This window comes from Sphingobacterium sp. MAE, assembly GCF_056711605.1.
Window position 1 is genome coordinate 2,008,372 of record NZ_CM160044.1, and the last position, 12,493, is coordinate 2,020,864.

General features: G+C 38.5%; 7 protein-coding genes. 4 read left to right on the forward strand and 3 right to left on the reverse strand.

Translation table 11 applies throughout. The annotated features are described in order from the left end of the window. Positions 1 to 3: 3 nt before the first annotated feature. Positions 4 to 1,554, reverse strand: coding sequence for a RagB/SusD family nutrient uptake outer membrane protein (locus AC06G9_RS08500; RefSeq protein WP_045756040.1), 1,551 nt, complete (start codon positions 1,552 to 1,554; stop codon positions 4 to 6). A 26-nt stretch (positions 1,555 to 1,580) separates the two neighbouring features. After that, positions 1,581 to 4,634, reverse strand: coding sequence for a SusC/RagA family TonB-linked outer membrane protein (locus AC06G9_RS08505; protein WP_045756039.1), 3,054 nt, complete (start codon positions 4,632 to 4,634; stop codon positions 1,581 to 1,583). A gap of 172 nt (positions 4,635 to 4,806) precedes the next feature. Between AC06G9_RS08505 and AC06G9_RS08510 the strand changes: the two genes are divergently transcribed. After that, on the forward strand, positions 4,807 to 7,701 hold the full coding sequence (locus AC06G9_RS08510; protein WP_480957882.1) for a triple tyrosine motif-containing protein: 2,895 nt from the start codon (positions 4,807 to 4,809) through the stop codon (positions 7,699 to 7,701). A 165-nt stretch (positions 7,702 to 7,866) separates the two neighbouring features. On the opposite strand, the gene AC06G9_RS08515 is transcribed toward AC06G9_RS08510, so the two are convergent. Further along, positions 7,867 to 8,343, reverse strand: a complete 477-nt coding sequence (locus AC06G9_RS08515) for a hypothetical protein (protein ID WP_045753028.1) — start codon at positions 8,341 to 8,343, stop codon at positions 7,867 to 7,869. 164 nt (positions 8,344 to 8,507) lie between these two features. On the opposite strand from AC06G9_RS08515, the gene AC06G9_RS08520 reads away from it, so the two are divergent. From AC06G9_RS08520 to AC06G9_RS08530, 3 genes are all read left to right on the forward strand, one after another. Continuing rightward, entirely contained in the window at positions 8,508 to 10,484 is a 1,977-nt protein-coding gene (locus AC06G9_RS08520) for a tetratricopeptide repeat-containing sensor histidine kinase (protein WP_346569897.1), read from the forward strand. Next, on the forward strand, positions 10,477 to 11,109 hold the full coding sequence (locus AC06G9_RS08525; protein WP_045753030.1) for a response regulator: 633 nt from the start codon (positions 10,477 to 10,479) through the stop codon (positions 11,107 to 11,109). The genes AC06G9_RS08520 and AC06G9_RS08525 overlap by 8 nt, the downstream gene beginning before the upstream one ends. Before the next feature lie 188 nt (positions 11,110 to 11,297). Further along, entirely contained in the window at positions 11,298 to 12,248 is a 951-nt protein-coding gene (locus tag AC06G9_RS08530) for a hypothetical protein (RefSeq protein WP_480957883.1), read from the forward strand. The last annotated feature ends 245 nt before the right edge of the window (positions 12,249 to 12,493 follow it).

A 12,493-nucleotide genomic window follows, 5' to 3' on the forward strand; every position in this document is an offset into this window, starting at 1 on the left:
GATTTATCTGAAATTAGGATTAGCATCTATTTGAGTTTGCGGTATTGGCAAAGATTCACTCATGCCAGGAATAAATTTAGCGCCAAATACATCTTTTGCTTTTCCTGTACGAACCAAGTCGTTGAAACGTTCGCCCCACCACTCACAAGCAAATTCAGCTCGACGCTCGTCCAGGATCTGGTTTAACGTGACATTCGAAATTGCTCCTAATTTAGCTCGTTCTCGTACTAATCGGAACGGTTCATCCCCGTTTTGTCCCTTTCTTACTTTTGCTTCCGCATTTAAAAGCAATACATCGGCGTAACGAAGTATCCGAACATTATTATTTGCGCCATATTCCATTCTTCCTGCGGTCATTTGTGCTTTTGGAAGATACGCTTTTCCATTAAAATATTTAACACCAAATGGATTACCATAGACAACGTCACCACTAGGCGTGGTTGCCGAGGTCGCTGGGTTGCCGTTGATTCCACAATAGAGAATAGTTGTTTTTAAACGTTCGTTGTCTCCACGATTTGTTAGAAAATCGACAATATCTTGCGACGGAGGAACCCATCCCGCACCTGAAATGGGACTTCCTTTTTGATCCCCAGATGGACCTTGCCATTTAAAAAATGTTCCCCAGTCTACTCCTGGACGTACAATATCTCCTGTGCTTAAGCCAAAATCGGAATATTGCAATTCAAATAACGACTCGTTCGCTAGTTTTCCAGGTATCTTAAACAGTTCGTAATAGTTTGGATATAAAGAAAATTTATTGCTCGCAATGATCTTATTGGTTGCATCTAAGACTTCTTCCCAATGGGGACTGCCATTATCATTTCCGGCAAGGTCTGCAGCAGCCTTAGCTTTTAGGAGCAGTGCGGTATATTTGGTAACGGCACCGATATGGATGGACTGATTGGGACGTGCATCTTCGAGATCTTCGATACATTCATTCATTTCAGCAATGATAAATTGTCTTACTTCGGCCGCAGTGCTCTTCTCGATGGTTGCTAGACGTCCTATGTTTTCACTGTCGATCAAAATGGGTACATTTCCAAAGAGGCGAGAAGCCATGAGATGGGCATAGGCTCTCAGAAATCTTACCTCAGCTTTATATTGCTTATTTAAGATCAGGTCTTTGGTATTGCTCGCGGGTATTTTTGCAGCAAAATTGTCCAGCTCAATCAACGCATTGTTGACTGCGATAACCAGACTGTAATAACTGATCCAAGACTGATTGAGTCCCCAATAGGACTGAACCGTTACATCATTTTGGAAATTTTTGATCGCCATTAACTCTGGATTATCATTTGGATTGGGTGCCGCCTGCAGGTAGTCATCATCTCGCATACAGCGTATGGAAAGATCGATCCAATGCACCAGATTGTCGTCTGCGGCTGATCGGTATACGCCAGAAACAGGGCCATACATGAGGGCAGTATTGCTGTAGTCGATTTCTTCCGAACGTTGTTGATTTTCAAGAGGCTTGTCTAAAAACTTTTTACAGCTACTCATGGAGAGGGGTACTGCGATACAACTTGCTATGAGGATATATTTAAATGTGTTCATAAGATTAAAAAAGTAAGGGTTAAAAATTAAAATGAAACTTTGACTCCTAGGCTGTATGTGGATGCAATTGGATATACATTGGCATCAAATCCCATTCCCGATACTTCTGGTGTAAAACCATTATATTTGGTAAACATAAAAGGCCGATCTGCTGTGACGAATATGCGGGTCGGTAGTTTTGGAAAGTCAAAATTATAGCCCAATTGAATGTTTTGAACGCGCAGGTAAGCACCGCTTTCGACAAAGAATGAACTTGCCTGTAGGTTCCATGATGCGACAGAGCCTGCTGCTGATGGATGGGTATTGCTAGTGCCTTCACCGGTCCATAGATTTTCAACAAACGCTGCATCAACATTCATTTGATTGTATTTTCTTCTCATCGCTCGGTTGAGATTATGGATTTTGTTGCCACTTACACCTTGGAAGGCGATACTCATATCAAATTTTTTGTAATCGAATGCTAGATTGAAGCCGTAGGTGATCTTGGGAAGGTAGTTTCCTAAATTGATACGGTCGTTTTCATCCAGTTCGCCATTATTATTTTGGTCTTTGTATTGGAAATAACCTGGTACAATAGGGGAGTTTGGATTCTGTTTATTGTATGCACTTGCGATGGGGTCGGCATCGATCTGCGCCTGATTTTGATAGACTCCTGCGACTTCATATCCATAATAATAGTTGATCGGCTCGTTGATCTGGATTCTTGCCGGGAATTCCGCTGACCATTCTGGGTAGCCGTTCATGATATTTTCTAATCCTCCCAGATTTTTGACTGTATTTTTTAATGTGGTTACATTTCCGGCAATAGCATAGCCTAATGCTCCAATTTTATCTTTCCATTGAAGTCCGACTTCCCATCCACTGTTGGCTACACTGCCCCAGTTTCCATATACACGATCCCAAGAAAATGGAATTGGTCTGCTGAAAGCCAGATCATGAGTCGTTCTGTGGTAGTAATCAACAGTACCGCTCAAGCGATTGTTCAATAAAGCAAAATCTAGACCGCCATCCCATTCTTCCACGACCTCCCAGCGTACTGGAGAGAAGAATCTACCGATGCGATAACCAGGTATTCTTGTGCCGTTTGTTGTACCCTCACTACCAAATATTCCTGAAAAATTATTCCCTGAATATACGGTTGCATACCCTGCATTGGGTTGGATACCGTCATTTCCTAACTTACCCCAGCTTCCGCGTATTTTTAACTGATTGAAAAGCGTCTGATTTTCCATAAACTTTTCCTTGGTCAATACCCATCCTAATCCTACGGATGGAAAATATCCCCATTTCGTTTGATATTTAGAACTTCCATCGGCACGGAAAGTGGCGGTCAATAAATATTTGTTGTCATAGTCATATGTTCCTCTTGTAAAATAGGATACCCCTGCATTTCGAGATCCATTTTCGCCATATCCAGTAGCTGAACCTATACCTTGGGCACCCACGCCTACATACCAAAATTCTTCCGATTCGGGTACATCATTGGCCTGTACCCAGGTTTCGCGCCAGCGTTCTTCACGTGAAGATTGCCCCAAAAGCACTGTCCAGTGGTGTTTTCCAGCTTGATCTTTGTAGGTCAGTAAATTGTCTAAGATATAGTTGTTGTTACGTGCCTGTGCAGATCGTAGAAAAGATCGGTCGTTTCGCTGGTCATTATCGATATAATAAATGGGATTATAACCGATGTTATGTGTGGATTGGTACCGTTGGCTGAGCTGTGATTTGAACGTAATCTTGTCTTTCCACAATTCTGCTTCTACGTAAAAACTCGGTAGGATCTGGAATCCTTTTGTTTGATTGTTGTTATAGAAGGCGGTAGCGATAGGATTATTGTACCAAAATCCCGATTGCATACCGATCGCTGTACTAGATCCAAATTTTTCCGGTTTTGAAAGTTCGAGGGAAGGATCATACACCGGGTATAGCGGAGTAGCAAAATAGGCCTGACGGAAAGCAGCATTATTGGGATGGTAGGATTTAAAGTTATTTAAATGTGCCATGAATCCAACTTTTAACCAATCTGTGACTTTGGCATCAGCCTGCATGCGCATGTTAAATTTTTGGTTATTGTTTTTAGCATCCATGATGCCTTCTTGTTTGACATAGTTGAGTCCAAACGCATAGCTTATCTTTTCACTTCCGCCCATGACATCGACATTGTGATTGGTTATTAATGCTTTTGAGCGTAGCAGCTCATTGAACCAATCCGTATCCATCGCTGGATTGGTCTCTGTGCCACCAAATTTTTCAACTGAATTTTTTACAAATGCACCATTTCCTGTGGCTGTAGCATAATGAGCATACTGCTGCGCATTTGCCATTTTTAGAATGTTGGTTGGTGTCTGAAATCCGGCAAAACCATTGTAAGTTACTCGGGATTTCATATTTAAACTCCCTTTTTTGGTCGTGACTAGAATGACCCCATTTGCGGCACGAACCCCATATATCGCTGCTCCAGATGCATCTTTTAAAATAGAGATGTCGGCTATATCGTTGGGGTTTAGGAAGTCAATATTGTCCATAAACATACCATCGACCACATACAAAGGACTTTCATTATTAAATGATCCTACTCCGCGGACCCGTACTGATGGTGTAGATCCAGGCGCTCCCGAGCTGACAATCTGTACTCCTGTAACGGCACCTTGGAGGGCATCCATGGGATTAGAAACGGTACGTTTGGCCATATCTTGCATATTGACCGTTGAAATTGGTGCGGTGAGATCGCCTTTTCTTTGTGTACCGTACCCTACGACGACGACTTCATCGAGATTAAAATCGGTATTCGCTTTTAATTGGATGGTCACTGAATTGCCTGTAATGGCTACAGTTTTTGTTTCATAGCCCAGCGAAGAGACCATCAAATAACTTGATCTTTGAGGGATAACGATTGTGAAATCTCCATTTTCGTTGCTACTTGTTCCAATTTTGGAATCTCCGGATACGGTAATACTGGCCACAAGAGGAATCCCCTGTTCATTGGTGACTTTACCTGTAATCGTTCTGCTCTGTGCACTTACTGGATTGGTAAGGCAAGACAGAAGAGCAACACTTGCCATGATGCTAACATTATTTCTCATGCTTGATAAATTAAAAATTTAGGACTGTTTATAATTAGCCCAAAATTAGACTTAGATCTGCGTAAGTTAAATTTTTCCACTACTTCAACACTACATCATATTGGGTTTATGATATAAAATTCGGTATATTTGGGGTACGTCAAGTTTACGTCAACCCGATTATTAATCTTTTATGAAATACCTTTTTATACTGTATCTTATTGCTTCTTTTTTTTTACCGATTACCTCAGCTGGGCAACAGTTAATTGGGTTACCTCTCGTGAATAACTACAATAAAACTATATATCAAGGGGGAAGCCGTACTTGGGATATCAAACAAGATAGTAGGGGAATCCTATATTTTGGCAATAGTGAAGGGCTGATTACTTTTGACGGGAGATATTGGAAATCTTATGCTTTACCTAATCATACCATCATTCGGTCCTTATGGATTGATGACCATGACCGTATTTATGTAGGTGGTCAAGGAGAGTTCGGTTACTTTGAACCTGCTCAACAGGGAGGATTGACCTATACCTCATTAAAAGCACTGATACCTGAAGAATACCGTAATTTTGCCGATATCTGGAATACCATTTCATTTGGGCAGTCTGTTTTTTTTAGAGCGACCAATGTGATTTTTGAATTTAAAGGTCAAAAAATAACGGTGCACCCTGCAGCTGCTGAATGGTATTTTATGGGCAAGGTCGGGGAATCATTATTTGCACAAGATAAAAAAAATGGACTATTGGTCTACCGTAACCATCATTGGTCCCCACTGCTCGTGGCTTTACCTTATACCGATATGAAGATATCTGCCATGATACCACTAGGTAAAGATCGGATTGTTATCTCAACTTTAAATAATCAGAATTATGAGTTGAAAGACAGGGCTTTAATCCGATTAAATAAGGAGGGGTGGGAGGATAGTTATACACCATCCTCAGCTCGAATTGATGATTCAACCTTTGTGATTGGCAATGCAAAAGATGGTTGCCACATACGTCATATCAATGGCAAGACTATACAACGTATCGGTGTAAGAGAAGGATTACAGAACAAGAATATTTCCGCAGTATTTGTGGATCAACAGCAGCATATTTGGGTGGCGAGTGACAATTGCATTTCGGTGATTTCCTACGGATCTGCCTTACGGTATCTGAGACCAAATCTTGAAAATGATGTCACTGGTTTATCTTCCTTAATTTTTGATTATAAATTATATTTATCTTCTTCAAATGGAGTTTATGTGGCTCCTATTACCAAAGGAATGAAAGACCAAAGTCGTTCATTGAGCTCATTTTCGCTTTTTCCAAAAAGTGATGGTGGAGAGGCATGGCTCTTAAAAGAATTAAATGGTCACTTATTACTTGGACATAATAAGGGGCTTTTTCAGGTAAAAGATCAATCTTTAATCCCCATATCCAATCGGACCGGGATTTGGAATGTATTGCCTTTAAGCTCGGTATTTCCGGTAGATCACGCTCTCGTGGGGACTTATCAGGGTTTTGAGTTACTTCATTATGAACAAGGTAGCTTTCATTCTGGAGGACAGCTGCGTGGGATACTTGATTCTTATCGTTTTATAGAGCAGGATGATCGAAAAACAATCTGGGCATCACATCCCTATCGGGGTATTTACCGCATGCGACTCGCAGCAGATAGACAATCGTATCAAGCAGATCTATTTACTAAAAAAAATGGTTTGCCCTCTGACTATCAAAACTTCGTGTTTAAGATCAAAGATCAAGTTGTATTTGCAACAGAAAAGGGGCTTTACAGGTATGATTATGGTAAGCATGTTTTTGTACCTGCACTTGATTTTAAAGTATTTGATGGGCTTACGATTCGTTATTTAAAAGAAGATCAAGATGGAAATATCTGGTTTTGTACAAACAAATCTGTAGGAGTAGCACAATTTGATCCAAAGGGGAAAACGTATCAGCTGGTCAAATTTCCTGAAATGGAAGGAATGAATACCTCTGGCTTTGATCATATCAATACGTATGATAAAAATAATATCTATATCGTTGCGGAAAAAGGAATTATTCACCTTAACTATGAAAAGTATATCAAAGAAGCACGTAAACCAACGGTACTGTTATCACATGTAACTGTAAAATCCAGTCGTGATAGTATTATTTTTGCAGGATATTTTCCTAAAAATTTAAGCGGCAATGATAAGAAATTGAATGCTGAAGAGCCACAACTAGCTTCTAATTTGAATTCTTTTCAATTTGCTTTTTCATCGCCAAGTTATGGAATCCATGAACATGTGGAGTTTAGTTATCAACTGGTCGGGTATGACGAAAATTGGTCTCCATGGGCTCATGTTTCTGAAAAATCATACACCAATCTTCCGAGTGGTCACTACCGTTTTCAAGTGAAAGTTCGAAATAATCTCAATCAGATCTCCGAGGTATCGTCTTATGGTTTTACAATTTTACCGCCTTGGTATCTAAGTTTTTGGGCAAAGTTGATATATGTCATCTTAGGTGGGTTTGCTGTATATGGTTTTTTCACGATACAAAAACAAATATGGAAAAGACAGCGTCTCCAATATGAAAAGAAAATGGAACAGCTTCGGTACATCCATCAACTTGAAATCGAAAAAAGCGAAAAGGAAATCGTAAAACTCAATAATGAGAAACTAGAACAAGAAGTGTTGCTCAAAACCAAGGAGTTGGCAAGTGCAAGTATGAAATTATTAGAAAATTCTGGAACTCTAGTCAAAGTCCGTGACGAATTGGCAAAATTAGAAATCGGAGAGGAAGAGGCATCTGATTTAAAACGTGTCCATAGTTTATTGAAAGATGTGGAGAAAAATAGTGCAAATTGGGATCAATTCGCCTCTCATTTCGATGAGCTCAATGATGGTTTTTTGAATAAGCTAAAGTCCAACCACTCGGGACTATCACGTAATGATTTAAAAGTGTGTGCCTATTTAAAGCTGAATTTCACGACCAAGCAAATCGCGCAATTGCAAAATATTACGGTCAGGGGTGTCGAAATTCACCGTTATCGATTACGTAAAAAATTGCCGGTTGGAAAAGATCAATCATTAAGTGATTTCTTGAATGAAATCTGATCTACTAGGATATGAGCTTCAGTCAGCTAGGAAATAGCTGTGCTTATGAATTTCATCTTTTGGGTGGTCTTTTATTGGAAAGGCTTAATCGAAATTTGACTATGGACCGTACGTCCATAGTCATTGTATTCATTAGAAAATATAGTTTTTTAACAGTGATCTTTTTTAAAACGAATATTGTTTCGTTAAGTTAGCACCGTCACCAGATAGAGTTGGATTTTCATTGACCTTAACGGTTCCGTCTACTTCAATTTTGTAGTTAACAGGTAGGTCTTCACCATAATTGATAATTTGTACACCACCAGAAAATGCCTGAATAGGCTGCGTTGTTTCAATAACGTAAGTTTTGGTTCCGCCAATGAAATCCGTCTTACTTAAACCTATTGCTGATTCTCCGGTTTTGACCACCCCGTTTACTTTCCATACATCATTTTTTCCAGCTGAAGTTCCACCTGCAACAACTACCGATACATAATCGCGATCTTGATTTACGTTGCTTAATGTTACTGTAATTTTATAATTACTTCCTTTAGGTACAACTTCACTATTATCGTTGTCTTTGCTACAACTCGTAGTCAGTGATCCAAATGTGAGTAAGGATAAAACTCCTAAAAGGGCTATTTTAGCATTTACTTTTTTCATAACTGTATTTTTTTGTATTTTGTATGAACAAATTTCAACAGATTGCCCTATTGGAACAATCATCCTAAACCCTGATTTAATTTCTAATGGTTTACCATGATTTTTTCGGGAGATGAAAATAGCCTTCTTTTTATTTTGATATTTGTTGTATAAATTGTAGATCGATGTTTAAGCGTTTTTTTTTAGTATTCTTTTTTTTAATTTTCATCCTTATCAATAACAGCAAAGCACAGCAACTCATTCCTTTAGATGAAGAGCTGTACTTAAAACAAATAAATAACCTCATCAAATCAGGTGATACGGATAGTATACGACTGAATAACTCTCTTTTGCTTTCCGAATATTGGGCTCCTACAGATAGTCTAAAAAGCAGGCAGTCGCTTGATGCTGTTTTGCATTCAAAAGGTAAACATATATTGAGTAGCGGTCTTCTAGATTATTATCAAGCTGTTTTCTACACGAATCAGGGGGATAAAACTAAAGCTAAAAATCTGTATGAAGAAGCTATCCGTATCTTGGAGAAAGAACCTCAAAATACAGAGATATTGATTAAATCTTGGTACAATTACGCTTACATTCAAGTGCCTGAAAAGGGATATGATTTCTTAGTAAAAACATTGACAGAGAAATGTATTCCTCTGAGTGATAAAAGTGGAAATAAAGAACTTTTGGCTTTTTGTTACACGCAGCTAGGGTTGACTTTTATGTCCGTTGGAGATTTTAATAAAGCCGACGAATACCATCAAAAAGCATTGGAAAAAATCCATCAGATTGGACCACAGAACACGGTTCACCTGCTTACTTATCTCAATATGGTGAGCAATTATTGCTACATGCCTGATAGTAAGACCGCGAAGCGCTACCTGGATAAAGCAACACTACTGATCCAGCAACATCCAAATACGCAACATGCTGCCAATTATTACTATCAGGTGGCCATGTACTATACGACAATACAGCAGTTTGAACCAGCACTGGAAAATCTGCGCAAAGGAATTACATTCGCTAAGCATAAAAAGCAACTCAAAATGTTGCAGATGTTAAATTTCCGGATGTATAATATTTACCTTGTACAAAAGGATTACAAAAAAGCGAAGGCTTTGATGGAAGGAATTTTGAAAGAGGGAATTTTGACAAGGGAAGGAATAAACCGCAAAATTGTTCTGACGCAATTGGCATCTGTAAACGAATTATTGGGTGATTATAAAGAAGCTTATCATTGGATGAAGGAATCCAGCGTATTGACTGATAGCATTCAGAAGCAGCAATTATTGGAAAAGATGAATGAGTATGAGATCTTGCATCAAACTTCTGTCAAACAACAAACGATCAATCGTTTGGAACAAGAAAAAAAAGAAAATCAACTTATTGCTCGTAATAAAAGCCTACGGACGACACTTTTAGGGATCGCACTTGGTTTAAGTTTGGTGATTGCGTTGCTGGCTTTTCTCAATTATACAAATCAACGAAAACTCAATGATCAAATCAGTGTAAGTCATCGGCAACAGTTAAGGCGTATCGAGGACGAAAGGAAATATGAGGCTACACAAGCTATTTTGAAGGGCGAAGAGCAGGAGCGGCAGCGCATTGCTCAGGATCTTCATGATAGTATGGGGGGCATGCTGGCGAATATCAGAATGACGATTTCAAAAGACCCCGTCGGAAGTATAGATCAATCAAATGATATTATTCAAAAGTTGGATCGTTCTATTTCCGAAATGCGCAGAATTTCGAGAAACCTGATGCCTGAAACATTGAAAAATCTAGGATTGGAGATCGCATTAACAGAATTGTGTGAGTCGATGAGCCACAAAAATCTTCCTATTCAATTTGAGGCTTTTGATTTAACTGAAAATATCCCCTTTCAAACACAGTTGGCGCTTTACCGTATTACCCAAGAAAGTATCGGTAATGCATTGAAATATGCCCAAGCCAGCAATATTATCGTGCAGATCAGTCAGAATAATAATCTGCTACAGCTCACGATCGAAGATGATGGAATTGGATTTGATAAAAAAGAGATTACGGAAGGTTTGGGATTAAGAAATATTGAAAATCGCGTCCGATTAGTTAACGGAAGGGTTGATATCATTTCATCAAAGGGTGAAGGAACGACTATAAATATCGAGTGTTATGTTTAATAAAAATAGCCTCAATCTGGCCATTGTTGATGATCATCCCATGATTTTGGAAGGATTGAAATCTCTCTTACAACATGAAGACAAATTTCAAATCTTTTCATTTACAAAGGGCACTGCTATCGTTGACTTTATTCAAGAGAATAAGGTGGATATTGTATTGTTGGATATTATTTTAAGTGATGGTAGCGGGCTTGATTTTTGTAAAATAATCAAACAAAGTTCGCCACATACTATTGTCTTGGGTATCAGCAACCAAGCAGAGCGCAGTATGATTTTTCGCTTTTTAGAAAATGGCGGAAATGGCTATATTTTAAAAAATGCGGATTCAGAAGAGATTATTGCATGTATCGAAAAAGCACTGCATGGGGATTTAGCTTTAAGTAAAGAGGTGCAGCAGATCTTGTTGCGTCCGACTAAAAATACGGTTGAAATCCCTAGATTGACCAAGCGGGAACAACAGATTTTACAAGCTATTGCCAATGGGCATACCTCAGGAGTAATCGCTGAAAATCTGTTTATTTCAATTATCACGGTAGAGACACACCGTCGAAATTTATTAAAAAAATTTCAGGCGAAAAACATGATTGAATTGGTCAAGATCGCTACAGAAAACAAATTGATTTAGAAATATACAAGCTATTATAATTATTTCAGTATCTCATTTTTGTTCATTTCTTGTATTTAATCTGCTCTTTAATTGCGATCGAGTGTGGTTAAGGAAGATGACTTGCTATAAAGTTTTGATTTATTCTATTTTTATTTAACTTTGACAATACTAGTAATCAATTTTAATCATCATAAGTTTCATCGGAAATGAATCAGATCTCTATCAGTCGACTTTTAGCCCTATCTTTAATTTTATTTTTAATTGTTTCTTGTAAAAAATCTGAAGACAATCAGGAGCGGTTTAGTAATGGATTGTCCATTATCGTTCATGAAGAACATGTTGCCATCAGTGGTTATCGATCTTTAGGGGGAGAGCGTGGTACTGTTTACTGGTTGGATGGAGTGAAGACAAGTCAAACTAAGTTTGATCAACATCTTGCGAAAGGAACCTTATATCGCAAAGCGATTGATGATCAGGGTAAAATAAATTATGAATATAAAAATCAGATAGGGGGCAAGGATTCCTATCAGCTGGATCAGGGCAGTTATCTGTTGGATACGGTCATGTACTATTATCAAAATAGTGTTCGGTTAAAAATGGAGAGTGACAGTGTGGGGATATTGAGGACGATCGGGATCTATAAGGATAAACCTATTTTTGCAGGCATGTTTGGCAAAGTTTCAAAAGTTAATGGAAGCGGTTCTTTAGCGATTAGCAAACCCTTCTTTTGGGACGGAGTGTCGGAACCTCTTGCATTGCCTCTACCGAATAAAGGAATCTTTAAAGAAGTCACCGCTATTTTTCAAAGTAATGAAAATACGGTTTATGTAGGGGGTAACTGTGGTTTTCCGGTTTATTGGAAAAATCAGGAACTGGTTATATTGGATGATCGATATGGGGAAGTTTTGCAAATCACACAATCTAAAAATGATATTTATGCGGTCGGTTTGATTAATAAATATCAATCCAATAGTACACGACATACTGCCTGCTATTGGAAAAATGGTACTCTGTATGAACTGGAAGATAATGCGCAGGCTTCTGGGATTTATATTGATGGAGAAGACGTATATGTAACGGGTTCTACTGGTGACGTTCCTGTCAATTATAAACCCTGTTACTGGAAGAATGGTGTCCGTGTGGATTTGCCCATATAAAGAAGAAAAACTGATCTAGCACACTGTATTTTTCAGTACTTTTCAATTTATCATAGTATTCGATGAGATTAAAAGTGACGTCAACCGACGTCACTTTTTCTATTTGTAGCGTATAGTTTTCACTCCAATTCTTAGTTGTCTCTAAACCTGTTTGAAAGAAAATTTGATGTAGGAGCCTATATTATAATTTAGGAGGTATAGACGCTATTTGTAGATACAGTAATTAATTAAGTGCTGTTTTAAAG

Coding starts and splice junctions, on each gene's coding strand:
- AC06G9_RS08500 (WP_045756040.1), bottom strand. CDS start 1,554: ATGAACACATTTAAATATATCCTCATAGCAAGTTGTATCGCAGTACCC.
- AC06G9_RS08530 (WP_480957883.1), top strand. CDS start 11,298: ATGAATCAGATCTCTATCAGTCGACTTTTAGCCCTATCTTTAATTTTA.
- AC06G9_RS08520 (WP_346569897.1), top strand. CDS start 8,508: ATGTTTAAGCGTTTTTTTTTAGTATTCTTTTTTTTAATTTTCATCCTT.
- AC06G9_RS08515 (WP_045753028.1), bottom strand. CDS start 8,343: ATGAAAAAAGTAAATGCTAAAATAGCCCTTTTAGGAGTTTTATCCTTA.
- AC06G9_RS08505 (WP_045756039.1), bottom strand. CDS start 4,634: ATGAGAAATAATGTTAGCATCATGGCAAGTGTTGCTCTTCTGTCTTGC.
- AC06G9_RS08525 (WP_045753030.1), top strand. CDS start 10,477: ATGTTTAATAAAAATAGCCTCAATCTGGCCATTGTTGATGATCATCCC.
- AC06G9_RS08510 (WP_480957882.1), top strand. CDS start 4,807: ATGAAATACCTTTTTATACTGTATCTTATTGCTTCTTTTTTTTTACCG.